The 24,126-nt window shown below is 68.3% G+C and carries 21 protein-coding genes and 1 pseudogene; 11 read left to right on the top strand and 11 right to left on the bottom strand.

What is annotated here, in order from left to right; genetic code table 11:
- Positions 1-120: 120 nt before the first annotated feature.
- Positions 121-996 carry a LysR family transcriptional regulator gene (locus ABE424_RS14920; protein WP_346491117.1) on the bottom strand — a complete coding sequence of 292 codons (876 nt, stop codon included), beginning with the start codon at positions 994-996 and terminating at the stop codon, positions 121-123.
- A 292-nt stretch (positions 997-1,288) separates the two neighbouring features.
- Between ABE424_RS14920 and ABE424_RS14915 the strand changes: the two genes are divergently transcribed.
- Complete coding sequence (locus ABE424_RS14915) at positions 1,289-1,660, top strand: multidrug efflux SMR transporter (RefSeq protein WP_346488275.1); 372 nt, start codon at positions 1,289-1,291, stop codon at positions 1,658-1,660.
- On the top strand, positions 1,657-1,977 hold the full coding sequence (locus ABE424_RS14910; RefSeq protein ID WP_346477377.1) for a multidrug efflux SMR transporter: 321 nt from the start codon (positions 1,657-1,659) through the stop codon (positions 1,975-1,977). Before ABE424_RS14915 ends, ABE424_RS14910 begins: the two co-directional genes overlap by 4 nt.
- A gap of 6 nt (positions 1,978-1,983) precedes the next feature.
- Here ABE424_RS14910 and ABE424_RS14905 read toward each other — a convergent pair whose 3' ends face one another.
- The 4 genes from ABE424_RS14905 to ABE424_RS14890 form a co-directional block, all read right to left on the bottom strand.
- On the bottom strand, positions 1,984-2,808 hold the full coding sequence (locus ABE424_RS14905) for an isocitrate lyase/phosphoenolpyruvate mutase family protein (RefSeq protein ID WP_346491118.1): 825 nt from the start codon (positions 2,806-2,808) through the stop codon (positions 1,984-1,986).
- Between the two features lie 55 nt (positions 2,809-2,863).
- Positions 2,864-4,012: an MFS transporter gene (locus ABE424_RS14900; RefSeq protein WP_346491119.1), complete on the bottom strand. Its 1,149-nt coding sequence runs from the start codon at positions 4,010-4,012 to the stop codon at positions 2,864-2,866.
- Between the two features lie 12 nt (positions 4,013-4,024).
- A complete protein-coding gene (locus ABE424_RS14895; protein ID WP_346491120.1) occupies positions 4,025-4,804 on the bottom strand; it encodes a DeoR/GlpR family DNA-binding transcription regulator in 780 nt (259 codons plus the stop codon).
- A gap of 177 nt (positions 4,805-4,981) precedes the next feature.
- Positions 4,982-5,887 (bottom strand): LysR family transcriptional regulator, encoded by a 906-nt coding sequence (locus tag ABE424_RS14890; protein WP_346491121.1) that lies wholly within the window; start codon positions 5,885-5,887, stop codon positions 4,982-4,984.
- Positions 5,888-5,988: 101 nt separating this feature from the next.
- Between ABE424_RS14890 and ABE424_RS14885 the strand changes: the two genes are divergently transcribed.
- Together ABE424_RS14885 and ABE424_RS14880 are read left to right on the top strand one after the other, a co-directional pair.
- Positions 5,989-6,750, top strand: coding sequence for an SDR family oxidoreductase (locus ABE424_RS14885; protein WP_346491122.1), 762 nt, complete (start codon positions 5,989-5,991; stop codon positions 6,748-6,750).
- Positions 6,751-6,948: 198 nt separating this feature from the next.
- Positions 6,949-7,260, top strand: coding sequence for a DUF3817 domain-containing protein (locus ABE424_RS14880; protein WP_346491123.1), 312 nt, complete (start codon positions 6,949-6,951; stop codon positions 7,258-7,260).
- Positions 7,261-7,289: 29 nt separating this feature from the next.
- On the opposite strand, the gene ABE424_RS14875 is transcribed toward ABE424_RS14880, so the two are convergent.
- The 4 genes from ABE424_RS14875 to ABE424_RS14860 form a co-directional block, all read right to left on the bottom strand.
- Complete coding sequence (locus tag ABE424_RS14875; RefSeq protein ID WP_121036938.1) at positions 7,290-7,613, bottom strand: thioredoxin family protein; 324 nt, start codon at positions 7,611-7,613, stop codon at positions 7,290-7,292.
- Entirely contained in the window at positions 7,607-8,071 is a 465-nt protein-coding gene (locus ABE424_RS14870) for a flavodoxin (protein ID WP_346491124.1), read from the bottom strand. The genes ABE424_RS14875 and ABE424_RS14870 overlap by 7 nt, the downstream gene beginning before the upstream one ends.
- A 13-nt stretch (positions 8,072-8,084) precedes the next feature.
- A complete protein-coding gene (locus ABE424_RS14865; protein WP_070425230.1) occupies positions 8,085-9,125 on the bottom strand; it encodes a ribonucleotide-diphosphate reductase subunit beta in 1,041 nt (346 codons plus the stop codon).
- 149 nt (positions 9,126-9,274) lie between these two features.
- Entirely contained in the window at positions 9,275-11,656 is a 2,382-nt protein-coding gene (locus tag ABE424_RS14860; protein ID WP_346491125.1) for a ribonucleoside-diphosphate reductase subunit alpha, read from the bottom strand.
- A 426-nt stretch (positions 11,657-12,082) separates the two neighbouring features.
- On the opposite strand from ABE424_RS14860, the gene ABE424_RS14855 reads away from it, so the two are divergent.
- The 7 genes and pseudogenes from ABE424_RS14855 (at position 12,083) to ABE424_RS14825 (ending at position 21,683) form a co-directional block, all read left to right on the top strand.
- Complete coding sequence (locus tag ABE424_RS14855; protein WP_346491126.1) at positions 12,083-13,282, top strand: MFS transporter; 1,200 nt, start codon at positions 12,083-12,085, stop codon at positions 13,280-13,282.
- Positions 13,279-14,457: an isochorismate synthase gene (locus ABE424_RS14850; protein ID WP_346491127.1), complete on the top strand. Its 1,179-nt coding sequence runs from the start codon at positions 13,279-13,281 to the stop codon at positions 14,455-14,457. The genes ABE424_RS14855 and ABE424_RS14850 overlap by 4 nt, the downstream gene beginning before the upstream one ends.
- Before the next feature lie 16 nt (positions 14,458-14,473).
- Positions 14,474-16,125: pseudogene (locus ABE424_RS14845) on the top strand (AMP-binding protein).
- The gene (locus ABE424_RS14840) at positions 16,125-16,760 is read left to right on the top strand and encodes an isochorismatase family protein (protein WP_346491128.1); all 636 of its coding nucleotides are present in this window, start codon (positions 16,125-16,127) and stop codon (positions 16,758-16,760) included. Before ABE424_RS14845 ends, ABE424_RS14840 begins: the two are co-directional and overlap by 1 nt.
- A complete protein-coding gene (locus tag ABE424_RS14835) occupies positions 16,757-17,008 on the top strand; it encodes a phosphopantetheine-binding protein (protein WP_346491129.1) in 252 nt (83 codons plus the stop codon). Before ABE424_RS14840 ends, ABE424_RS14835 begins: the two co-directional genes overlap by 4 nt.
- A complete protein-coding gene (locus tag ABE424_RS14830) occupies positions 17,005-20,916 on the top strand; it encodes an amino acid adenylation domain-containing protein (RefSeq protein WP_346491130.1) in 3,912 nt (1,303 codons plus the stop codon). Before ABE424_RS14835 ends, ABE424_RS14830 begins: the two co-directional genes overlap by 4 nt.
- A complete protein-coding gene (locus ABE424_RS14825; protein WP_346491131.1) occupies positions 20,913-21,683 on the top strand; it encodes a 2,3-dihydro-2,3-dihydroxybenzoate dehydrogenase in 771 nt (256 codons plus the stop codon). Before ABE424_RS14830 ends, ABE424_RS14825 begins: the two co-directional genes overlap by 4 nt.
- On the opposite strand, the gene ABE424_RS14820 is transcribed toward ABE424_RS14825, so the two are convergent.
- On the bottom strand, positions 21,650-23,038 hold the full coding sequence (locus ABE424_RS14820) for a hypothetical protein (RefSeq protein ID WP_346491132.1): 1,389 nt from the start codon (positions 23,036-23,038) through the stop codon (positions 21,650-21,652). The genes ABE424_RS14825 and ABE424_RS14820 overlap by 34 nt on opposite strands.
- Positions 23,038-24,096, bottom strand: a complete 1,059-nt coding sequence (locus ABE424_RS14815; RefSeq protein WP_346491133.1) for a hypothetical protein — start codon at positions 24,094-24,096, stop codon at positions 23,038-23,040. Before ABE424_RS14815 ends, ABE424_RS14820 begins: the two co-directional genes overlap by 1 nt.
- Positions 24,097-24,126: the final 30 nt, after the last annotated feature.

The following is a 24,126-nucleotide window of genomic DNA, read 5'->3' as shown; positions in this document are numbered from 1 at the left end:
CTCTTTCCCCCCCCCCCCCCCCCCCCCCCCGGGGGGGGTGGGGCGGGCGGGGGGCGTGTTGGGGGGGGGCCCCCCCCCCCCCCCCCGGCCCGCCACTACCGGTCGGGTGCGCCGCCGGCGTTAGCGGTCCGGTGCGGCGGTCGGCAGCAGGAATTGATCCAGCAGCCATAGCGCCGCCGGCCCCAGCGGCGTGCCTTTTTGCCACACCGCGTCGGTGGAGACCAGCCGCGGCCAGCCGGGCAGCGGCAGCTCTACCAAGATGCCTCGCCCATAGCGGGCGACCAGCGAGCGCGGCAACGCCGCCCAGCCGAACCCGTCCTCGGCCATCTCCAGCACCATCAGGTAATCCGACGCCGACCAGGTGCGGCCGCGTGCGTGGCCCTCGCGCTCCGCATCGCCGCTCAGGCAGATCTGGCGGTGGCTGGCCAGATGCGATTCGTCGGGCGCAGGCAGCGCCGCCAGCGGGTGGCCGGTGGCGACGAAGATGGCCATGTCCGCGCGCAGGGGCAGGGCACGCACCGCCAGTTCGGACGGGTAGGCCGGCTGATGCGGGATCAGCCCGAGATGGGCGCGGCCGCGCTGCACGACATCCAGTACATCGCTGCCTTCGGCATCCAGCCATTCCAGCTCGATATCCGGGAAACGCTGCTCGAACCGGCGCAGCAGATGCTGGTCGGGGTTGAGCTGGTAGATATCCGAGAACACCAGGCTGAGGCGCGGTTCGACCTCGTCGGCCAGCCGGATGCTGAGTTGCTCCAGGCGATCGGCGGCGGCGAGGATTTCCTGCACATGGCCCAGCACTTTGCGCCCGTCTTCGGTCAGGACCGGATAGCGCCCGCTGCGATTGAACAGGGTGAGGCCCAGGTCGGCCTCCAGCGTCGCGATCGCGCTGCTGATCGTCGATTGGGTCTTCCTCAGGCGGCGGGCGGCGGCGGAGAACGAGCCGAGTGCGGCGGCTTCGACGAAAGCGTGGAGGGATTCGGGGCCGTAGCGCATGGATGTATCGCCTTTGTCGATGGATTCCATCTTTGTAATGATGGAAAAGGCGATGATAATGGGCGCGTCGCTTGGGCGCCATGGTCCGGCTGCCGTACCGACCAACCGTCGGTACCTACCGGTGCGGTGCCGATGCGGTGCCGACGGTGCCCACGGTGCCGACAGTGCCGACCGGGTGTCGGCAGCCAGGTCACCCGGCCCACAGCGACGCACGTGCATCCGCCATCCCGGCCGATGCCCCGGTGCCCGGCGTTCCGCCGGTGTGCGCCCGGCCGCAATCAAGGAGCTTTCCATGCACACACAGGTGCATTCGCAACCCCGTGCCCGTGGCGGTCTGATCGCCTGGGCCTGCCTGACCGTGGCGATCGTCGCCGAAGTGGTCGGCACCTCGTTCATGGCTGACGCCGCCCGTCATGGTGGTCATCTCGGCTATGCCGTGATGGCCGTGGCCCTGGCCATTTCGTACTACTTCCTGGCACTGTCGGTGCGCGGCATCGCGGTCGGTGTGGCCTACGCGGTGTGGGAAGGTCTCGGCCTGACCCTGCTCACGCTGGTCGGCATGTTCGTGTTCAAGGACAGCCTCTCGGTGCAGCAGATGATCGGGCTGGTGATGGCGGCGGCCGGCATCGTCTGCGTCACCCTCGGTGAGGAGCACACGTCATGAATCTCACCGCGTTCCTGTTCGTGCTGTGCTCGGCGCTGATCGACATCGCCGCCAACATGATGGTCGCCAAGTCCGATGGCTTCCGTAAACCCGCGTGGGGCGTCGCCGCGATCGGGCTGGTCTGGATTGCCTTCGCGTTGCTCGGCCAGGCGGTCAAGACCATGGACCTGGCCACGGCCTATGCGATGTGGGGCGCCATCGGGGTGATCGGCACCGCCCTCTGCGGGCGCGTGCTGTTCGGCAACCGCCTGCGCCCGATCGGCTGGGTTGGGATTGCGCTGGTCACCGGTGCGGTGGTGGTGCTGTCCAGCCACTGAGTTTGATCAGCGGAACAACTGATTCAACACCGCCCCGGAGGCCGCGTCGGCGAACCCGTCGAAGCGGCCCTCGTCTTTCAGCAACTGCGAGGCGCGCATCATCCCGCCCCAGGCGGTGCGCGCCATCGCACCGCCCACGCTGACCCGGCGCACGCCCATGCCGGCGATGTCCTGCAGGGTGAAGGGCAGTGCGCTGCCGACCAGCAGGTTGACCGGACGCGGTGCGACTGCAGCCACGACGGCCTCGATCTGTTCGCGGGTGCTGATGCCCGGCGCGTACAGACAGTCCGCGCCGGCGTCGGCATAGGCCCGCAGGCGGGTGATCGCATCGTCCACATCCGGGCGGCCGACGAAGAAGTTCTCGGCGCGGCCTATCAGCAGCACGTCCTCGCCGGATGCGTCGATCGCACGGCGTGCGGCCCGTACCCGTGCGACGGCATCCTCCAGCGTGCGCAGCGGATGGGCGGGATCGGGGCCGGCGTCTTCGATGGAAATGCCCGCTGCCCCGGTGGCGATGGCGCGGGTGACGTTGCTGCCGACACCCTCCAGCATGCCGAAGCCATCGCCGAAATCGGCATTCAACGGGAGCGGCGTCGCGGCGGCCAGGGTGTGCAGATGCGCGAGCGTTTCGTCCAGGGTCAGCGTGCCATCGGCCTGCGCCTGGCTCCACGCATAGCCGGAGCTGGTCGAGGCCAGCGCCTGGAAGCCGAGGCTGTGCAGATAGCGTGCGCTGCCGGCATCCCACGGATTGGGCAGCACGAAGCAGCCGTCCTCATGCAATGCGCGGAAGGCCGCGCGGCGCGGGCGGGGATCGAAGGGCAGGGCCGTCATGGCGCGCATCCGGTGGGCAGTGGACCGATGGTAACGCCATCGTCCGGCACGCCCGTCAGGCCTTTACCCACCGCGCGCACAGCCCCACCAGCACCAGCGTCACCGCCACCGCACTGAAGGCGAACACCAGGCTGCTGGCCTGCGCGACGAAACCGATCAGTGCCGGGCCGGCCAATACGCCTGCATAGCCGAGCGTGGTGATCGCCGGGATGGCCAGGCTTTCCGGCATGACCTTCTGGTTGCCCGCCATCGAGAACAGCGCCGGGACGATGTTCGCGCAGCCGAGGCCGACCAACGCATATCCGCACAGGGCCAGCGGCATCCAGGTCGCAAACGTCGCCAGGCCGAAGCCCGACGCCGCCACCAGGCTGCCGATCAGGATCGAACGGTGGCGGCCGAGCCGGGCCACCACGCCGTCGCCGACCAGCCGGGTCACGGTCATCGCGATGGCGAAGGCCAGATACCCCAGGCCGGCGCGGGAGGGGTCGACCTGCTGCACTTCATGCAGGAACACCGCGCTCCAGTCCAGTACCGAACCTTCGGCCAGGAACGCCACGAAACACAGCACGCCGATCGCCAGCACCACCCCGTGCGGCACCGCGAACATCGGCGCATCGCTGGGGGCCTTGTCGGTCCGCCAGTACGGCAGCGAGATCGCCAGCAGCGCCGCCATCACCGCCGAGCCGAGCAGGCACACCAGCCACGGCGGCAGGTGGACCGCGAGCAGGCCGGTCATCGCGCCGGCACCGACCGCGCCGCCGATGCTGTAGAAGGCGTGGAAGCCGGACATCATCGGCCGGCCGCTGTCGCGCTCGACCATGATCGCCTGCATGTTCATCACGCAATCGCAGGCGCCCACGCCGGCACCGAACACGAACAGCACCGCCCCCAACGTCAGCGGCGAGGGCGCGATGGCGAGCAGGGGCAGGGTGGCGATCACCATCACCAGCGTGGCGATCATCACCGCACGGCAGCCGTGGCGTGCGGCGAGCATCCCGGCGATCGGCATCGCCAGCAGCGAACCGGCGCCCAGGCACAGCAGCACCAGGCCCAGCGAGCCTTCATCCAGGCCCGTGCGGTTCTTGGCGAAAGGCACCAGCGGCGCCCAGGCGGCGGTGGCGAAGCCGGGCAGGAAGAAGGCGGCGCGGGTGGCGTGCTGCTGGCCACGGGCGAGGAGCGACGAAGAAGCAGAACGCGTCGACATGGAGTCCGGACCTCAGTGCTGCGCGGCGTGCTGGAGGGCGACACCGCGGCGCTCGAACGCCGCGACCTGTGCCGCCGGCGCGTCCGCTTCCACGACCAGCAGGTCGATCTGATCGACATCGCCGATCCGATACGAGGCCTGCGCGCCCAGCTTGTCGTTGGTGGCGACGACCACGCAGCGGCTGCTGGCGGCAATCAGGGCGCGCTTGAGCGTCGCCTCCTCGCCATCCACGGCCCAGATGCCCGCTTCCGCATCCACCGCGCAGGTGCCGACAAAGCACACGTCCACGCGCAGCGCACGGATCGCGTCCAAGGCCTGCGCGCCCACGGTCGCGCCGATGCGCGGGTCCATGCGGCCGCCGATCAGCGTGACCTCGATGCCCGGGCGGCTCATCAACGCCAGCGCGATATCCGGGGCGTTGGTCACCACGCGAATGCCCTGATGCTGGGGCAGGCAGGTGGCGATCACCGTATTGGTCGAGCCGGCGTCGAGGAAGACCAGCTCGCCGGGCAGCACCTGGGCGGCCGCGATCCGCGCCAGGGCGCGCTTGCGCTCGTGGTCCTTTTCGTGGCGCTCGGCCAGCGCCGGGAAGGTCGGCGTCGCCGGCAGCGCACCGCCATGCACCTTGCGGCACAGGCCCTGCGCGGCCAGCTCGCGCAGGTCGCGGCGGATTGAGTCTTCCGAGACCTGCAGCTCGACGGCGAGCTGCGCCGACATCACGCGGCCGTGCTCGCGCAGCAGGCGCAGGATGGTCTGTTGGCGTTCGCCCGGCAGGGCGTCCTGGGTGGTCATGGGTAACCTCGGGTCAGGGCGGAGGCAGCGCATCAGTCTGCATGAATGTGCAGACATGTGCGTTGGAGTGCCTGTATGTGGTCCGCACTGTAGCAGAGGTCTTCGCTTTGGGTGCGTTAATCTGCACGAATATGCCGAAAGGTGCCGGATCATTCAGGCGACATCCGTGCTTCCCGCTCATGCCACCGGCAACAGCTCCGGCCGGATCACCGCCGCCGCCCAGTCCATGAACGCGGCCACCCGGCGCGGCAGATGACGGCGCTGGGCATACAGCAGCGTGACCGGCATGGGCTCCGCCTTCACCCCGGTGAGAATCTCCACCAGCGTGCCCGCCGCCAAGGCCTGGCGGACGCCCAGCCGTGGCACCTGGATGATGCCCAGCCCGGCCAGCGCCGCCGCGGTGTATCCATCGCCGCTGTTGACCGTCACCGCGCCCCCCATCGGCAGGCTGCGATAGACCTCACCGTCGGGGTACTCGAAACCAGGCGAGCGCTGGCCCAAAGTGCCGACGTAGTGGATCAGGGCGTGGCCGGCCAGATCGTCCAGCGTCGTGGGTGTACCGCGCGCGACCAGATACGCCGGGCTGGCGCAGTTGATGATCGGCAGATGCCCGAGCGGGCGGGCGACCAGCGTGTTGTCATCCAGCGGGCCCACCCGCAGCACGCAGTCGAAGCCTTCGCGGATCAGATCGACGCGGCGGTCGGTACCGCTCAGCTCGATCTCCCCGGGATGCCGGGCCAGGAAATCCGGCAGCTGCGGAATCACCAGCTGCCGGGCCAGCCCACTGGACATGTCCACGCGCAGGCGGCCCTTCAACTGGCTGGTATCGATCCGGAACATGCCCTGCAGATCGTCCATCTCGTGCAGCAGATCGTGCGCGCGCGCCTGGAACTGGGCGCCATCGGCGGTCAGCTGCACCCGGCGCGTGGTCCGGTGCAGCAGCTGCACGCCCACTTCCGCTTCCAGCCGTTGCACGGCGAGGGACACACTGGCCTTGGGCAGGCCGAGGCTGTCGGCCGCGCCGGTGAACGAGCCCAGTTCGGCGACCCGCAGGAAGCAGCGCAGTTGATCGAGGCGATCCATGGATTGTTTATGAAGTATGGACAGTCAAATCAGCATCCGCTGATTTATGCCGGTCTGCAATGCCAATACGCTGGCCTTCCTTATCCAAGCAGGTGACTGACATGCGCAACGCACGCCGAATCGTTCTGATCACCGGCGGCAGCCGTGGCCTCGGCCGCAATGCCGCCCTCGCGCTGGCCGCCGATGGCGCCGACATCGTGCTCACCTACCGCAGCCAGGCCGAGGCCGCCCAAGAGGTGGTCGCCCGGATCGAGGCGCTGGGGCGTCGCGCCGCGGCGATTCCGCTGGACATGGCCGACAGCGCCGGGTTTGCTGCCTTCGCCGGCCAGGTCCGCACCGTGCTGGACGGGTGGGGCGAGACCCACCTGCAGGGTCTGCTCAACAACGCGGGCGAAGGGCTGCAAGCGATGATTGCCGACACCACCGTCGCGCAGTTCGACGCGCTGGTCGCTGTGCATCTGAAGGGCCCGTACTTCCTGACGCAGGCGTTGTTGCCTCTGATCGCCGACGGCGGCCGCATCCTCAACGTCTCCAGCGGACTGGCGCGCTTCTCGCTGCCGGGCAGCTCGGCCTACGCGATGATGAAGGGCGGCATCGAAGTGTTCACCCGCTACCTCGCGAAGGAGCTTGGCGCACGTGGCATCAGCGCCAACACACTCGCGCCGGGCGCGATCGAAACCGACTTCGGTGGCGGCCGCGTGCGCGACGATGCGCAGGTCAACGCGATGGTGTCCTCGATCACCGCGATGGGTCGGCCGGGCAAGCCCGATGACATCGGCCCGGTGGCGGTCGCACTGCTGTCGCCGCAGACCGCGTGGGTCAATGCGCAACGGGTGGAGGCATCGGGCGGCATGTTTGTCTGAGGGTCGTGTGGCGGCGCTGCGACCGGCCGCGCCGACATCGGTGGGTCACGCCCTGAACGGTGGGTCACGACCGGTGGTCGTGACGCCCTCTGGCATGGCTGAGAATGATTCGCATCACTCGCCGTCACTGGCTATGATGCGGGTCCTTTCCGTTACGATCCCGAGCCTCTCTTGAAGCATGCGTCGCCAATCAGCCCCATGGGCCGCGTATTCGCCACGGTCGCCTTCGTTGAAGCCTTGACCTGGGCCGGCCTGTTGATCGGCATGTATCTCAAATATCACGCGGCCGATCCGACGCCGGTCGGGGTCAAGATCTTCGGGCCGGTGCACGGCGTGGCCTTCATGGTCTACGTCGTTGTGTCGGTGCTCGCCGCCATCCGTCTGCGCTGGCCCTGGTGGGCGGCACTGCTGGCGCTGGCCGCGGCGGTACCGCCGCTGGTCACGCTGCCGCTGGAGTGGTGGTTCAAGCGCCGCGGGCTGTTGTCGGCGCCGATCGCACGCACGCGCTGAAGCCCGCACCAGACGATCCCCTGCGCGCGTCACCCAGCGCCGAGCACGCCAAGAATCTGCTTCGGCGACTGGAATCCCGCCAGCCGCGCGGTTTCGTGACCGTCGCGGACCACCAGCAACGTGGGGGTCTGGCGCAGCCCGAGCTCGCGGAACAATCCCTCTCCAACCGTTTCGAGCCTCACCTTCAGCAGGGTCATGCCAGCGTCTTCAATCGCGCCGGCAACACTCGCCAGTGACATCTCCAGCATCCGGCATCCCGGGCAGTCGTCCTTGTGGAAGTCCACCAGCAGGGCGGGATGTTCGCGCAGGGCGGCGTGGTAATCCTCGGGGGTCTGGGCGTGCAGGGTCAGCATGTCGTCGTGCTCGTGGTGTGGGCCAACACGGTGTCGGTCCAGTGGTGGATGGCGTGGGTATCCTCGGCGCCCTGCGGCATCTGCTCGATCTCCAGCACCGGACAGGACGAGGTGAAGAACCGCGCCAGCCGATGCGCGGCGCCGCAGTAGTACTCCTCGCCCCATTGGGTCTCGCCGGTGCCGAACACCGCCACCGGAAAGGGCAGCGGCAACCCGAAGCGGTCACGCAACGCGGCGACGCAGTCCTTCATTTCCGCCGGGGTGCGCCCGGCGTTGTCGGTCCAGGAACCGAGCAGGCAGAGGGTGGGTGCCGCGTCCGTCAGTACGGCGGCCACGTCGCCGGCATCGACGTCGAGCCAGTCCACGTGATGCCCCAGCGCTTCGCAGCGCGCCCGGATCAGCGTCGCCACCTCCCGGGTGTTGCCGCTCAGCGAGGCGAAAGCCAGCAGGATCTGCATCTGCCCGGGCGCCTTATAGATCGTCGAAGCCATTGTCCGAATTGGTCTTCTTGTAGCTGGCGTTGCGCATCTCGAAGAAGTCGGTCTTGGTTTCGGTGAAATTGTCGGCGTACGCCTTGATCCACGGCATCACGTTGACGTTGGTCTCGCTGTACAGTTTCTCGATGCCGAGCATGCCGGCCATCTTGTTGGCGCGGTACTTCACGTAGCGGATCATCTCGTCCACGTCGATGCCGTCGATGCCATCGAGCACTTCACCGGTCCAGCGCGTCTCCAGCTGGATGGCGTGCTCGAAGGCTTCATGCACATAGGCGGTCAGCTGCTCGCCCTGCAGGGCCGGGTTCTCGCCGATGATCGCGCGGATCAGTTCGCTGATGAACTTGGTGTGGGCCAGCTCGTCGCGGTTGATGAAGCTGATGATCTTGCCGGTACCGGTCATGCGGTTCTGGCGGACCAGGTTGTAGAAGAACGCGAAACCGGAATAGAAGTTGATCCCTTCCAGGATCGAGGACTGGATCAGTGCACGGATCAGTGTCTCGGCGGTCTTCTCGCGCATGAAGTCGTCGTAGGACTGCATAATCGGCGCGTTGCGGGCGAGGATGGTGGGGTGGGTGCGGGCGATCTCGAAGACGCGGTTCTGGTCGGCCAGCCCGGCGATCGAGGCCAGCACGTAGCTGTAGCTTTCGTTGTGGATCACCTCCTGCTGGCCGATGATCGCGGCGTTGGCGTGAGCGGCGGGATCGGTGATGTACTCGGCGACGTTGTAGATGAAGCGCGTCTGCGGCGAGTCCAGCGTGGCGAGCAGGCCGATGATGGAGTCGTAGGCGTTCTTCTCGCGGGCGTTGAGCTCACCGTACTGGCGCGCGTCGCCCTTCATGTCGACTTCGTCGGGAATCCAGAAGTTGGTCGAGAGCTCCTTGTACGCCCGGTAGAAGGACGGGTAGGGGATGTCGTTCCAGTTGAGGATGCCGCTGGTGCGGCCGTTGATGATGCCGGTGGAGCGGTTGGGGTGGCGCGGTTCGAGGATCTTGATGCGTTCGAGGGGGATGGCCATGGGGTGTGTCCTTGGTTCTTTACGGGCGGTGCGGGGGTGCGGGGTTGCCGGCCAGCGGCCGGCACTACCGGTCAAGGGGCTGACGACCAACGGTCGTCGGATACCGGGCTACTGACGACCAACGGTCGTCAGCTACCGGGCTGACCGGGTCAGCTGCTGCACCATTCGCACTCGCTTATGTCGATGTCGTTCGAGCGCACGTAATAGGTCGTCTTCAAGCCTTCGCGCCAGGCGCTCATGTGCAGCGCGAGCAGGGTGCTGGCGCGGATGGTGCTGGGGACGTAGAGGTTGAAGCTGATCGACTGGTCCACGTGGCGCTGGCGGCGGGCGTTCTGGCGGATGCTGGCGAACTGGTCGACCCGGTACGCGCCTTTCTCGTAGTACGGGTAGGTGTCCAGCGACAGCCCCGGTGCGGCGACCGGGCGGCGGAAGTCCTTCTTTTCTTCGTAGTAGAACGCGCCGTAGACCGGGTCGATCGAGGCCGTGGAGCCGGCGATCTGGGCGGTGCTCATGTTCGGGGCGACCGCCATCAGCCAGCCATTGCGCAGTCCGTTGACGCCCACCTGCGCCGCCAGTTCGCGCCAGGCCGGGCTGTCGTAGCCACGAGCGCCGAAGTACTCGCCGTTCTGCCAGTCGCTGCCGACGAACGCGCTGTAGCGGCCCTTTTCCTTGGCCAACGTCATGCTGGCCTGGATGGTCAGGTAGTTGATGCGCTCGTACAGGCCGTCCGCATAGTCCTCGGCCTGGGTCGAGTTCCACTCGATCTGCTGCAGGGCAAGCAGGTGATGCCAGCCGAACGTGCCCAGGCCGATCGCGCGGTACTTGCGGTTGGTGATGGTCGCCTGCGGTACCGGCAGCTGGTTGAGGTCGATTACGTTGTCCAGCATCCGCACCTGGATCGGCACCAGCCGCTCCAGCACGTCGGTGGTCAGCAGGTCCGGGGCGGCCGTCACCGCGCGGCCCAGGTTGATCGAGGACAGGTTGCACACCACGAAATCGCCGGCCTGCTTGGTCGTCACGATCTGGTCGCCGCTGATCATCTCCTGGATCATGCGGGTGGGGCTCATGTTCTGCAGGATCTCCGTGCACAGATTGCTGGAGTAGATGCTGCCGGCATGCTTGTTCGGGTTCATCCGGTTCACTTCGTCCCGGTAGAACATGAAGGGATTGCCGGTCTCCAGCTGGCTGACCATGATCCGCTTGAAAAGGTCGATGGCCTTGATCGTACGCCGGCTGATCCGCTCGTCGGCCACCACCTCCTCGTACTTCTCGCGGAAGCTGCCCTGGCCGCGCTGCTCATCGTGGAAGTCCTGCAGGTACCAGCCCTTGATCCGCTTCACCTCATACGGATCGAACAGATACCAGTCACCCCGCCGCTCGACCGCCTCCATGAACAGGTCCGGCAGGCACACCGAGGTGAACACATCGTGCGCGCGCAGGCGCTGGTCGCCGTTGTTCAGGCGCAGATCGAGGAAGGCTTCGATGTCGCGGTGCCAGACATCCAGGTACACCGCGATCGCGCCCTTGCGCTGGCCCAGCTGATCCACGCTCACCGCCGTGTTGTTGAGCTGCTTGATCCACGGCACCACGCCGCCGGAGGAGTTCGCGACGCCTCGGATCGAAGAGCCGGCGGAGCGCACATAGCCCAGATAGGCGCCCACGCCACCGCCGTGTTTGGAGACGCGCGCCACGTCGGTGTTGGAGTCGTAGATGCCCTGCAGGCTGTCGTCCACCGTATCGATGAAGCACGACGACAGCTGGCCGCCCACCTTGCCGGCATTGGCCAGTGTCGGCGTCGCCACCGTCATGTACAGGTTGGACAGCGCCCAGTACGCCTCGCGCACCAGCAGCATGCGCCGCCGCCGTGAGCGCTCACCGTGCTCGTGCTCGTGCTGCATCAGGTACAGCGCGATGGTCAGCCAGCGTTCCTGCGGCAGCTCGTACACCGCGCGCGAGTGGTCGGTGGCGAGATAGCGCGTGGCCAGCAGATACAGGCCGTTGTAGGCGAACAGAGTGTCGCGCTCGGGCTCGATCATCTGCCCGGCTTCCTCCAGTTCGTCCTTGGAATAGGCCTTGAGGATGTCGATCGAGTACACGTTGCGGTCGGCCAGGCTCTCCTGCAGGCCCACGTAGGAGCCGTACTTCAGCGTGGCGTCGTAGAAGCGGTTCTTGCTGGCGCGCTTGTACAGGCGGCGCAGGTAGAGCCGGGCGGCGAAGTGTTCCCAGTCCGGCGCGGTCAGGTCGATGCGCGATTCCGCCTCGCGGATCAGCAGGTCCACCATCTCATCGGCGCTGAGCTGTTGCCGGCGCGCGATCTGCCCGAGCACGCTGCGCAGGTAGTCGGCCACGTCCAGCTGCGGGAACTCGGCGTGCACGCTGTGCACGGTCCGCTCCAGCCGCCCCTGGTCGAACGGCATGCGCCGGTTGCCGCCTTCCTTGGTGATCCACAGCGTTTCATTGACGGTGGCCGCATCAAAGGCGGTATCGGTGGGCGGGGTGAGGGTCGAGGCGACGGTGTCGTCGATGTTCATGCGATCTCCTTGCATGGCGCAGTGCCCAGCAGGCGGCGCGGCAGAGCCGAGCGGCAGCCGGACAGAAGGCGTGTTGGGTGGGCAGGCCCTGCGTGTGCAGGAATACGTCGCCAGAGGCTCACATCGGTGGCGACGGGCCTTGCTTCCAGGCGCCGGTCAGGTGGTACGACGGGGCGTTCAAGCGCAACGCGGCGTCGGGACGGTGCACCGGGCCTGGCGGAAGCGGGGAGCCGATGGACACAACATAGTGGGGTGCGAGTGGATCGTCAACCGAAGATGTAGTGCTTTTTTGTCGCAGGGCACCAAGGTGGACATGAACATGTCATAAGGCCTGCTCTATCAAACGCAAATGCGAGCCGTTATCATTTAATGGATCACAGGGCGGTGATGCGTTGTGGTTCAACTTCTTATTGGCTGTGGTGTTCAATGTCTTCACGTCCTGTCGTTTCCGGTTTGCCCGCCCTCGTCTCCGCCGCCCTGCTCGGCACCATGGCGATGATGGCGTTCGTGTCCGTGATCGGCCCGGTGGTGCGGGTGCTGGGCCTGGCCGAGTGGCACGCCGGCCTGTCGGTCACCGCGGCGGGTGTGTTGTGGATGCTGTCGGCACGCCGCTGGGGCGCGCTCAGCGATCGCATCGGCCGCAAGCGCGTGCTGCTGATCGCACTGGCGGCCTATGCCGTGATCTACGTAGCGCTGGCGGTGTTCGTCGATGTGGCGCTGACCTCACCGCCGGCGATCTGGATGTCCGTGCTGGTCCTGGTTGGCACGCGCGCACTGGTGGGGTTGTTCTACGCCGCCGTGCCGCCGACCGCCGCGGCCATCATTGCCGATCAGGCGGCCCCGGGGCAGCGCGGCAGCGTGATGGCCAAGCTCGGCACCGCCAACGCGCTGGGCATGGTGCTGGGCCCGGCCGCCGCCGGTTGGATCGCTTACAAGAATCTCTCGCTCACACTGTATGTGGCCGCGTTGTTGCCGTTGCTGTCGCTGCTGATGATCTGGTGGCGGTTGCCGAATACACCCCCCGTCGCGCCGACACATACCGGCCCCAAGCCGACGCTCGGGCTCGGCGATGCACGCCTGCGCCTGCCGTTGCTGGCGGTGTTCGCCGCGATGATCTCGGTCACCATCGCTCAGGTGACGGTCGGCTTCTTCGCGATCGACCGCCTGCGCCTGTCACCGGCAGACGGTGCGCGCATGGCCGGGCTGGCCCTGACCGCGGTCGGCGTGGGCCTGATCTTCGCGCAGGGCCTGGTGATGAAGCTCAAGGACATCCGCCCGACGCGCTGGATCCTGGTCGGCGCACTGATCTCCGGGTTGGGCTTTGCGTCGGTGGCACTGATCAGCGTGCCGTGGCAGCTGCTGGCCAGCTATGCGATCGCGGCGTTCGGCATGGGCTTCGTGTTCCCCAATTTCCAGGCGCTGGCCGCCGATTCGGTGGAGGCGCACGAGCAGGGCGCTGCCGCGGGCACGGTCGCGTCGGTGCAGGGCATGGGCATGGTGGTCGGGCCGATGATCGGCACGCTGCTGTACCGCTGGTCGCCGAGCGCGCCGTACCTGCTGGTCGGCGTGGTGCTGCTGATCCTGGCCGTCTCCGCAGCGGTGCACCGCGAGCGGGGTGCGGCATGAACGGGATGCTCGCCATCGGTGTGACCGAGGAGATGACCGACACCACCGCCATCGACGCCGCCGATGCGCCGTACTTCCTGCTGCGCAGCCCGCAGCAGGCGATGGAAGCGCAGGGTGTGCGCGCGCGGCTGCCGTCCGGTGCCACCGCCACGCTGGCCGGGCGCGTCGCTGCGTTCTTCGCCGCGCCGCGCTCCGGCCCGCGCTTGCTGGTGGGTGCGGTGCCGTTCGATCCCGAGCAGGGCGATGCGCTGTATCAGCCGGACCAGGTGTCCGGCCAGCCCGCGGTGGTCCGTGTGGAAACGCCAACGCTGGTCGGTGATGTGGTCGCTGAACCGTCTGCGGATGCGTATGCGCAGGCAGTGGCAACGGCCGTCACCGAACTGCAGCGCAGCGACAGTCCGCTGGAGAAAGTCGTGCTCGCCCGCAGCCTGCGCGTCACCACCGCGCAGCCGCTGCATCCGCGCGTGCTGGCCGCGCGCCTGGGCAAGGATCCCAGCGTGGCCACCTACGTGGTGCCGATGCCCGCAGCGGGCGCGGCCGACCCGGCCTGGCTGGTCGGTGCCACCCCGGAGCTGCTGGTCTCCAAGCGCGGTGACCGCGTGCTGTCGCATCCCTTGGCAGGTTCGGCCCGTCGTTCGGCCGATCCCGCCGAAGATGCGCGCGCCGCCGAAACGCTGCTGGCCTCGGCCAAGGATCATGACGAGCACCGCCACGTGGTCGAGGCCATCGTCGCCGCGCTCGCCCCGCTGTGCCACCAGGTCGAAGCGCAGCCGCGCCCGACGCTGCATGCCACCGCAACCATGTGGCACCTCGGTACCCGCATCCATGGCACGTTGAAGGACGCCTCGGTGTCCTCGGCCGCCCTGGTCGCCTTGCTGCATCCCACCCCGGCGGTGTGCGGTACTCCGCGCCAGCAGGCGCTGGCGCTGATCCGCCAGGCCGAGCCGGTGGCGCGGGGCTTCTATGCCGGCGCCGTCGGCTGGACCGATGCCCAGGGCGATGGCGACTGGTACGTGGCGATCCGCTGCGCACGGGTGCAGGGCACCGAAGTGCGCCTGTATGCCGGTGCCGGCATCGTCGCGGACTCACACCCCGATCTCGAGGTAGCCGAAACGGCTGCCAAGTTCATGGCCCTGCTGACCGCGCTCGGCGTCCATGACGTTCGTTCTTTCTGATGTGCGGGAGCTGTCCATGAACGCATCCTTTTCTTCCTCCCGGGTGCCGCTGCGCCAGGTCTGGCCACCGGCCCTGGTCGCGCGTTACCGCGCTGCCGGGCACTGGCGCGGCGAGACCTTCCCGGGTTTCCTGCGCGAGCGCGCCGAGCGCTTCGCCGGTGACATCGCCATAGTCGGTGGCGATACGCGCCTGACCTATGCGCAGCTGTGGCAGGAGGCCGGCCGCATCGGTGCCGGCCTGCTGGCCCAGGGACTGGCACCGGGTGACCGGGTGGTGGTCCAGCTCGGCAACGTGCCCGAGTTCGTCACCGTGGTCTGTGGCCTGTTCCGTGCCGGCCTGATTCCCGTGTATGCGCTGCCCGCGCACCGGATCACCGAAGTCACGCATTTCGCGCGCAAGGCCGAAGCCAGTGCGTACATCGCCGCCGCGAACCATGACGGCTTCGACTACCGCACGCTGGCGCGCGAGCTGCAGTCGCAGGTGCCGGACGTGCAGCACGTCGTCATCGCCGGTGACGCGGCCGGGTTCACCGCGCTCGATACGCTGGCCGGTGACCTCGAACAGCGCCTCTCGATCCGGACCCGCAGTCGGTCGCGTTCCTGCAGATTTCCGGCGGCAGCACCGGCCTGTCCAAGCTGATCCCGCGCACGCATGACGACTATCTGTATTCGTTCCGCGCCAGCAACGCGATCTGCGGCATCACCCGGGACAGCGTCTATCTGGTCGCGCTGCCGGCCGCGCACAACTTCCCGATGAGCTCGCCGGGGTTCTTCGGCACGCTGTACGCCGGGGGACGCGTGGTGCTCAGCCCGGGTGCGGGCCCGGACGCCGCGTTTCCCTTGATCGCGCGCGAACGGGTCACCTGTGTCGGCCTGGTGCCGCCGCTGGCGCTGCTGTGGGCCCAGGCCGCCGCGACGACAGTCCACGATCTTTCCAGCCTGCAGGTAGTGCAGGTCGGCGGTGCCAAGCTGGTGCCGGAAGCTGCGCGCCGCGTCATCGCCGGGCTGGGCTGCACGCTGCAGCAGGTGTTCGGCATGGCCGAGGGCCTGGTCAACTACACGCGCCTGCACGACAGCGACGACCTCATCGTCTCCACCCAGGGGCGCCCGATCAGCGAAGACGACGAGGTGCTGGTGGTCGATGACCACGGCAACCCGGTCGCAGAAAGTGAAACCGGGCATCTGCTCACCCGCGGCCCCTATACGATCCGCGCCTACCACAACGATCCGGCCGCCAATGCGCGTGCCTTCACCGAAGATGGCTTCTACCGCACCGGGGACATGGTCCAGCGGCTGCCGGGCGGCTATCTGGTGGTGCAGGGCAGGGCCAGCGACCACATCAACCGCGCCGGCGAGAAAATCTCCGCGGAAGAAATCGAGGACCACCTGCTGGCGCACCCGAGTGTGTTCGATGCCGCCGTGGTCTCGATCCCCGATGACTACCTGGGTGAGCGCAGCTGCGCCTTCATCATTGCCCAGGGCGAGCCGACCAAGGCCGCCAGCCTCAAGGCCTGGGTCCGCAGCCGCGGCCTGGCCGCGTTCAAAGTGCCGGACCAGATCGTGTTCGTCGATGCCTTCGGCACCACCGCGGTCGGCAAGATCAGCCGTCGCGAACTGCGTGCCCAGCTGCGCGAACGTTTCATGCAACAGACAGGAGAAACGCGCTGATGGCGCTGCCCAAGATCCAACCGTATCCGCTGCCGACCCAGGCCGAGCTGCCGACCCCGCGCGGCGCGTGGCAACCGGACACCGCGCGCGTGGCGCTGCTGGTGCATGACATGCAGCGCTACTTCCTGGCCGCCTTCGCGCCGGATGCGGCACCGCTGGCCCCGGCCGTCGCCAACATCGCGCGCCTGCTCACGCACTGCCGTGCGCGTGGCATCCCGGTGTTCTACACCGCCCAGCGCGGCAACCAGGACCGGCGTGACCGTGGCCTGCAGGCCGATCTGTGGGGCCCGGGCATGTCCGCCACCGAGGAACACGAAGCCATCATCGAGGCCGTGGCCCCGGTGGAGGGCGACCATGTCCTGGTCAAACACCGCTACAGCGCATTCCAGCGCAGCAACCTGGAAACCATGATGCGCGCGCGTGGCCGCGACCAGTTGCTGGTCACCGGCGTCTACGCGCATATCGGCTGTACCGCCACGGTCGCCGAAGGCTTCCAGCGCGACATCGAGAGTTTCATCGCCGCCGACGCGGTCGCCGATTTCTCGCGGGCCGACCATGACCTGGCCCTGCACTGGATCGCCCGCACCTGTGGCGTGCCGATGACCACCGATCAGCTGCTGGAGACGCTGGCATGACCGCACTGACCCTGGAGCGCATGCGCGCCGATGTCGCCGGGATGCTCGGCGAAGCCCCCGAGGACGTCCAGGACGACGAGAACCTGATGGACCTCGGGCTGGATTCGATGCGCGTACTCGGCCTGGTACTGGCCTGGGGCAACACCGGCATCCCGCTGGAATTCAGTCATCTGGCCGAACACGCCACGCTGGGCGGCTGGTGGACCGTGGTGCAGCGGCTGCAGGCCGAGGCGGCGGCCAGCGCATGACTGCCCGTGCGGTGCCGGGCGCGGCCGGGCCCATCGTCCGCGGGCTGAGCGAGGCCCAGGCGGGCCTGTGGTATGCCCAGCGGCTGGCGCCGGACAGTCCCGCGTTCAACACCGCCCACGCCGTCTGGATCGAGGGTGCGCTGGATGTCGCGGCTTTCGTGCGTGCCGCCGATCAGGCCGCGCAGGAAGCGGAGGCGCTGGCCCTGCGCATCGTCGAGGACGCGCAGGGCGCGCCCGGCCAGTGGCTCGACCCGCAGCACACGCCGACGTTGCAGGTGCTGGATCTGTCCGATCAGCCGGACCCCGCCGCCGCCGCGCGCGAGGCCATGCAGCGCGACCGGCTCAGCCCGGTCGATCCCGCCCGCGATCGGCTCAGCCAGCAGCGTCTGTTCCTGCTCGGTCCGGCGCGCAGCGTCTGGTACCTGCGCGTGCATCACCTGGCCACCGACGGCTACGGCATGGGCCTGCTGACCGAGCGCGTCTGCGCGCTGTATGCGGGTCATCCGCAGCAGGCTGCGGTGGCACCGTTGCTGCCCGTGCTGGATGAAGACGCCCAGTACCGTGACAGCGAGCGCCGCACCCGCGATGCCGCTTACTGGCGCGATGCCATGGCCGGTGCGCCGGCCGCCACCGGGCTGCAGGCGGGCGTGGCGCCGGCCGCAGCAGATGCGCTGCGCCACGTGCAGCCGATCGACACCGCGCTGCGCGAGCGCCTGCACGCGGCGGCGGCCGCGATCGGCCAGCCCTGGCCGGACCTGCTGACCGCGCTCGGCGCGGAGTACTGCCGCCGGATCAGTGCTGAAGCGGAGGCGGTGATCGGCGTGCCCTTCATGGGTCGCCTCGGCAGCGTCTCCGCCCGCGTCCCGGCGATGGTGATGAACGTGCTGCCGCTGCGGGTCGCGGCCACGCACGACAGCGTGGATGCGTATGTGCGCGATATCGCGATGCGCCTGATGCGGGGCCGGCGCCATGGTCGCTACCGGGGTGAGCAGCTGCGGCGCGACCTCGGCCTGATCGGCGGCCAGCGCCGCCTGCATGGTCCGCTGGTCAATGTGCAGCCGTTCTATCGGCCGCTGCAGCTGGCCGGCGTCACTGCGACGCTCGACGTACTTTCCACCGGTCCGGTCGATGACGTGACGCTCGGCTTCCGCGGGGATGGCACGGCCGTGCTCGATCTGGAGATCGAGGCCAATCCCACGCTGTACACCCCCACACAGGTGCAGGCGCATGCCGCGCGCCTGCTGCATTTCGTGTCGGCCGCGCTGGACGTCCAGGCCACCGGCGGCACGATCGCTTCGGTAACGCTGTGCACGCCCGCCGAAGCGCAGCGCTATCTGCATGACATCAATGCCACGGCGCATCCGGTGCCCGAGCTCAGCCTGGCCGCGCTGATCACCGCACGGATGGCAGCGACGCCGACGGCCACCGCGGTCGTCTTCGGCGCGCATCAGCTGAGCTTCGCCGAGCTGGAGCAGCGCAGCCGTGCGCTGGCCCTGCAGCTGCAGGCCCAGGGCGTGGGCCGCGAGGCGAGGGTGGTGGTGGCGCTGCCGCGCTCGCTGGAGCTGATCATCGCCCTGGTCGCCGTGCTGCGTGCCGGTGGCGCCTACCTGCCGGTGGACCTGGCCCATCCGGACGAGCGCCTGGCCCGGATCCTGCGCTCGGCGCAGCCGGTCTGCGTGCTGGCGCTGGCAGAGGATCGCGCGCGGTTCCCGGGCACACCCGTGCTGGACCCGGCCCAGTGGCAGCGCCACAACGACGCCACACTGACCATCGTGCCGCAGCCGGACGATGCGGCCTATGTCATCTATACCTCCGGCTCCACCGGCGAGCCCAAGGGCGTGCTGATCGAGCACCGCGCCATCGTCAACCGGCTGGAGTGGATGCGCGAGCAGTACGCGATCCAGCCCGACGACCGCATCCTGCAGAAGACCCCGGCCACCTTCGATGTCTCGGTGTGGGAGTTCTTCCTGCCGATGATCAGCGGTGCCACCCTGGTGGTGGCCCCGCCCGAGGCGCATCGTGATCCGCTGGCGCTGGCCGCACTGATCCGCCAGCAGGCGATCACCACCCTGCATTTCGTGCCGTCGATGCTGGCCGCGTTCCTGGCCGCCCCGGCCGCGCGTGGGCTGCAGCTGCGCCGCGTGTTCACCAGTGGCGAGGCACTGGATGCCGCACTGCGTGACCGCTTCCATGCCACGGCCCAGGCCGAGCTGCACAATCTCTACGGCCCCACCGAGGCGGCCGTGGATGTCAGCTTCTGGCCCGCCAGCCAGGACGACACGTCCGCGCCGGTGCCGATCGGCCATCCGGTCTGGAACACCCGCCTGTACGTGCTCGATGCCGTCATGCAACCGCTGCCGCCCGGCGTCGCCGGCGATCTGTATCTCGGCGGGGTGCAGCTGGCACGCGGCTATCTGGGGCGCGACGATCTGACCGCCGAGCGCTTCCTGCCCGATCCGTTCGTTGCCGGCGGACGCCTGTATCGCACCGGCGACGTGGCGCGCTGGCGCGAAGACGGGGCGGTGGAGTATCTCGGCCGCAGCGATCACCAGGTCAAGCTGCGCGGCCTGCGTATCGAGCTCGGCGAAATCGACGCTGCACTGCGTTCGGCACCGGGCGTCACCCGGGCGGAAGTGCTGCTGCGCGAAGACCGCCCCGGCGAGCCGCGGCTGGTGGCCTACCTCAACGCGGGTGGCCCTGCGCTGGAGACGCTGCGGGGGCATCTGGCCAACCGGCTGCCGGACTACATGGTGCCCGCTGCCTTCGTGGCACTGGAGCACTGGCCGGTCACGGCCAACGGCAAACTGGATCGCGCCGCGTTGCCCGCACCGGCGCAGGCGTCCGCCTCGGGCGTGGCGCCGCGCGGCGCGACCGAGCAGGCGCTGGCGGCGCTGTTCGCCGAAACGCTGGGGCTGAGCACACCGGTCAGTGCCGATGCCGATTTCTTCGCCCTGGGCGGCGACTCGCTCAGTGCCGTGCATCTGCTGCTGGCGATCCAGCAGCGGTGGCGCTGCGACCTCGGCCTGGGTGCGGTATTCGCGGCACCCACGGTCGCCGCGCTGGCGGCCCGTATCGATGCGCCGCCCACCGCCACCGATCATGGGCTGGCCCCGATGATCCGGCTGGCCAGCGGAGATGCGGCGCTCGCACCGCTGTATGTGATCCATCCTGCCGGCGGCATCGCCTGGAACTACCGCGACCTGGCCCGCGCACTCTCACCCGCGCGTGAGGTGCAGGGCCTGCAGTCGCCGGTCCTCGATCCCACCCGGCCGTTGCCGGCGAGCATCGAAGCACTGGCGGCCGACTACGCGGAGCGCATCCTGGCATTGGGCCGGCCCGGCCCGGTGCATCTGCTCGGCTGGTCGGTCGGCGGCATCCTCGCCCAGGCCATGGCGGTGCACCTGCGTGGGCGCGGCCACGAGGTCGGCGTGCTGGCGCTGCTCGATGCCTATCCCAGCGAGTGCTGGCGGGCCGAACCCGAGCCGGACCCGATCGCCGCGCTGCGCGCTCTGCTCGCCATCGCCGGGCATGACCCCGAGGCGCATCCCGAGCTGGACAGCCGCGCGCGCATCCTGGCGTTCCTGCGTCGCGGCGACAGCGCACTGGGCAACCTGCCGGATGTCGTCCTCGATGGCGTGGTCCGTGCCGTCACCGGCACCAACCGCCTGATCCGCGCCCATCACCACACGCACTACGACGGCGCGCTGCTGCACGTGCGTGCCGGCCGCGACCATGTCGCCCGCCCGCAGCTGCAGTCCGCGTTGTGGCAGGCCCATGCCGCCCGCGTGGAGGCGATCGACCTTCCTTACCTGCACGCCGAACTCACCGGCCGCGATGCCGTGGCGCAGATCGCGCCCTGGCTGGATGCGCATCTTCTGCGGCACGACCTACACAGGACACCCGAATGAAACTCACTGGATTCGACGGCACCATCGCACTGGTCACCGGTGCGGGCGGCGGCATCGGGGCGGCACTGGTCGAGCAGCTGCACGAGAGCGGCTGCGTCGTGGTCGCGACCGACGTGGTGGCGCCCGAGCGTGCGGCCAAGGCAGGGCAGTCGACCGTCCACGCGAGAGCACTGGACGTGACCGACCCGGCCGCGGTGGATACACTGGTGGCAGAGGTGGAAACCCAGATCGGGCCGATCGGGTTCGGCATCAACGTCGCCGGCGTGCTGCAGACCGGCACCGTTGTCGACACCGACGACGCGCAATGGCGCCGGGTGTTCGCGGTCAACACGGATGGCGTCTTCCACGTCTCCCGGGCACTGGCGCGGGTGATGTCGCCGCGGCGCAGGGGCGCGATCGTCACGGTCAGCTCCAACGCCGCAGGCGTCCCGCGCCACGGCATGGCCGCCTACGCCGCCTCCAAGGCGGCCTCCACCATGTTCACCCGCTGCCTCGGCCTGGAGCTGGCGCCGCTGGGCATCCGCTGCAACATCATCGCCCCGGGCTCGACCCTGACCCCCATGCAGACTGGCATGTGGGCGGACGCGCAGGGCGCCGAGCGGGTGATCCAGGGCAGTCCGGAGACATACAAAGCCGGCATACCGCTGCAGAAGCTGGCGAGCCCGGAAGACATCGCCAACGCCGTGATGTTCCTGCTCTCCGATCAGGCCGGTCATATCGCGATGAGCGATCTCTACGTGGACGGGGGCGCCACGCTGCGCGGCTGAGGATGGCAGTGGCTGTCGCACGGGCTGTAGGAGCCGAAGAGACGTTCCACGTCCTCCTTGGCGCGCTCGGCGAGCAGCAGCGCCAGCGCGACGGTGTGGTTTTCGATGGGTTCCGGAAGCGTCCAGCGATCTCCCATCGGCACCAGTAACAGGGATGTCAGGACGTTGAAGTCCCTGCCATGCATGGGGGCCTGCGCGTACCGTTCGATCAGTGTCTGCATCCGCTGATCTGGCGGAAACGCGCGTAGTCCCACCAGATCGTGGCTGCTCAGTACCGCAGGAAGACGTACTGCGCATACGGCTGCGACCTTGACGGTGGGGTGCCCGTATGAATCTAGGGAGACCCACTGCTTTTCAAGTGCCTTGCACCGGGCGGCGAATGCGAGAGGTGCGAGGTGGCCAAGCAGCTCCTCAGGCCCATAACCACCCCAGGGCAGCGCCTCTGCGTTGGAGTGCATACGCCGGCGTTGAACGTCGGGCAGCGCTTCCCAGGTAATCGATGGTGCCAGTCGCGCCTCGTCGATCTCGACAGTGCGGTACGTGGCGAGTTCAAGGAATCGGGCCTTGTCACGGTGAACTGCGCTGTCCAGCACCAGCTGCGCCATGTCCTGCGCTGCCACGCCGCGCATGTCATCGGCGTGGTAGCTGTATCGAGTGAGCTTCAGCGCGTCCCGCTCGGTGTCGGTGAACATCTTGCGCATGACACCGCGCGTGAATGTGAACATTGACACCCGATCCGCACGCCAGACCCCGCCGCGCGCATCCCATTGCAGGGTTACGGTACCCTCCATGCGCCTCGTCGGCTGCGACGCCAACGCCGCCTCCGCTGCGCGGATCTGCATCTGCATTCTTTCGTGGCGCGACAGCCCGGGATGAAATGTGTCCGGTGGAAGTACGACGTCTGCGAATTCACAGTACACAGCCACATCGCGCGGCGTCCTGTCCCCGGGGTCATCAGCTGACGGCAGGGGGCTGGCAGCCCCGCAGCGGCCGTTGCGCCGCACGGCGTCCAGCCGCTCGATGAACGTCCGCCGCAGCGCCTCGAGGGAAGGTGCATCCGGCGTCCGGTGAACGTCCATGCGTCGCAGTTCTTGTCGCAGGAGGATGGTCGATTGGATCTCTTCCAGTTCATCCCTCGCTTCACGCTTTGACTGCTTGTGATATCTGGCGAGCTGCGCGGAACTGTCCGCGTCGGCCAGCATGTATTGGCGCACAGTCAGCTCGGCGACATGCTGGAGCAGGGAAGGCGGCTCCGCCGCGGTACCGGTCTGTGTTCGGTTACCCGCATGCAATGGGAGGCTGGTCGCGGCGAACAGCGCGACCAGCGCCAGGGAGCGAGCTTGCCTGCAGCCCATCAGCTTCCGTCAACCATCATCCAGCGCAGTGCAGCCGGCAGCGAGCGCTGCCAATCGTCAGGAAACTCATGCTCCCCGTCATGCACGCGGGACTGCACCTCGTTGCCACTGCCGAACAGGGTGCGGAACGCCTCGGCCCGCTGCAGGTTGCCGGGCCCTTCCTGTTCGCCATTGATCACCACCACGCGCTTGCCACGTGCCTCGCTCGTCGTCGGGTTCGGCTGCCTGCCGCCGGGTGACATCAGCAATGCACCGGCATAGGCGTCCGGATGCTGCGCCAGCAATGCGCCGCCGTGCAGGGCGCCCTGTGAGAACCCCATCAGGTAGACGCGCTTGCGGTCGATGCACGCCTTCTTTGCGAGCGCATCCAGCTGCTTCTGCACAGCGACGTGCGTCTGTTCGAATCCGTTCGAGGACCAGCGGAAGCTGGTGTGGGAATCCAGCATCTCCGTGCCGTTGATCCCCAGCAGGATCGCGCCCGCATCGGCAAGCGACTGAAACCCTTCGTGCATGAAGCCATTACTGCCGTACCCGTGCAGCCAGACCACGACCGGGCGGCACGCTGCAGGGCCGGTATCCGCGCCGGGAAGCAGCACGCCACCGGTCGCGCCCACCAGCGAGGGTGAGATCAGATCGTAGCTCCGCTGGGCGTTGGCGAGTGCGGCCAGGTAGATCGGCGTCTGCCGCAGGTCGTCGAAGTCGGGGTTCTCGGTCAGTTGGAGCGGGAACAGCACTCCCCGCTCGTCGGCGATCTCCAGATAGATCAGTGCGGCGTCGTCGTCGCCTCGCCGGGCCAGGAGCGAGGCGGCCTTGTACGAGGCCAGGGAGTTCGGGCGCTCGCGCGCCACGGTGATGTAGAGGGTGAGGGCCTGTAGGAGATTCTCGTCCTCAAGCGCTTCCGCTCGTTCCATCAGTTCGACAGGGCCCTCTGCCTGGATCAGCGCGTTGATCACGGGGCTAAGCGCATTGAACTCCGCGCGATCGGGGTCCGGGGTGTCGGCCGCCTGTAGCGGCAAGGCGCAAACGGCCAGGCTCAGCGCCAGGGCCAAGCGGGTCATGGTTCTCAAGAAATGTCCTGCAATGTGATG

Source organism: Stenotrophomonas sp. TWI1149, assembly GCF_039673155.1.
GTDB classification, from domain to species: domain Bacteria; phylum Pseudomonadota; class Gammaproteobacteria; order Xanthomonadales; family Xanthomonadaceae; genus Stenotrophomonas; species Stenotrophomonas maltophilia_AA.
The sequence above is the reverse complement of the archived record's forward strand: the minus strand, read 5'-3'. Positions and strand labels throughout refer to the sequence as shown.

Bases quoted from the DNA above. Each gene is read 5' to 3' on its own strand.
- ABE424_RS14920 (WP_346491117.1), bottom strand. From the start codon at position 996: ATGCGCTACGGCCCCGAATCCCTCCACGCTTTCGTCGAAGCCGCCGCA.
- ABE424_RS14915 (WP_346488275.1), top strand. From the start codon at position 1,289: ATGCACACACAGGTGCATTCGCAACCCCGTGCCCGTGGCGGTCTGATC.
- ABE424_RS14910 (WP_346477377.1), top strand. From the start codon at position 1,657: ATGAATCTCACCGCGTTCCTGTTCGTGCTGTGCTCGGCGCTGATCGAC.
- ABE424_RS14905 (WP_346491118.1), bottom strand. From the start codon at position 2,808: ATGACGGCCCTGCCCTTCGATCCCCGCCCGCGCCGCGCGGCCTTCCGC.
- ABE424_RS14900 (WP_346491119.1), bottom strand. From the start codon at position 4,012: ATGTCGACGCGTTCTGCTTCTTCGTCGCTCCTCGCCCGTGGCCAGCAG.
- ABE424_RS14895 (WP_346491120.1), bottom strand. From the start codon at position 4,804: ATGACCACCCAGGACGCCCTGCCGGGCGAACGCCAACAGACCATCCTG.
- ABE424_RS14890 (WP_346491121.1), bottom strand. From the start codon at position 5,887: ATGGATCGCCTCGATCAACTGCGCTGCTTCCTGCGGGTCGCCGAACTG.
- ABE424_RS14885 (WP_346491122.1), top strand. From the start codon at position 5,989: ATGCGCAACGCACGCCGAATCGTTCTGATCACCGGCGGCAGCCGTGGC.
- ABE424_RS14880 (WP_346491123.1), top strand. From the start codon at position 6,949: ATGGGCCGCGTATTCGCCACGGTCGCCTTCGTTGAAGCCTTGACCTGG.
- ABE424_RS14875 (WP_121036938.1), bottom strand. From the start codon at position 7,613: ATGCTGACCCTGCACGCCCAGACCCCCGAGGATTACCACGCCGCCCTG.
- ABE424_RS14870 (WP_346491124.1), bottom strand. From the start codon at position 8,071: ATGCAGATCCTGCTGGCTTTCGCCTCGCTGAGCGGCAACACCCGGGAG.
- ABE424_RS14865 (WP_070425230.1), bottom strand. From the start codon at position 9,125: ATGGCCATCCCCCTCGAACGCATCAAGATCCTCGAACCGCGCCACCCC.
- ABE424_RS14860 (WP_346491125.1), bottom strand. From the start codon at position 11,656: ATGAACATCGACGACACCGTCGCCTCGACCCTCACCCCGCCCACCGAT.
- ABE424_RS14855 (WP_346491126.1), top strand. From the start codon at position 12,083: ATGTCTTCACGTCCTGTCGTTTCCGGTTTGCCCGCCCTCGTCTCCGCC.
- ABE424_RS14850 (WP_346491127.1), top strand. From the start codon at position 13,279: ATGAACGGGATGCTCGCCATCGGTGTGACCGAGGAGATGACCGACACC.
- ABE424_RS14840 (WP_346491128.1), top strand. From the start codon at position 16,125: ATGGCGCTGCCCAAGATCCAACCGTATCCGCTGCCGACCCAGGCCGAG.
- ABE424_RS14835 (WP_346491129.1), top strand. From the start codon at position 16,757: ATGACCGCACTGACCCTGGAGCGCATGCGCGCCGATGTCGCCGGGATG.
- ABE424_RS14830 (WP_346491130.1), top strand. From the start codon at position 17,005: ATGACTGCCCGTGCGGTGCCGGGCGCGGCCGGGCCCATCGTCCGCGGG.
- ABE424_RS14825 (WP_346491131.1), top strand. From the start codon at position 20,913: ATGAAACTCACTGGATTCGACGGCACCATCGCACTGGTCACCGGTGCG.
- ABE424_RS14820 (WP_346491132.1), bottom strand. From the start codon at position 23,038: ATGGGCTGCAGGCAAGCTCGCTCCCTGGCGCTGGTCGCGCTGTTCGCC.
- ABE424_RS14815 (WP_346491133.1), bottom strand. From the start codon at position 24,096: ATGACCCGCTTGGCCCTGGCGCTGAGCCTGGCCGTTTGCGCCTTGCCG.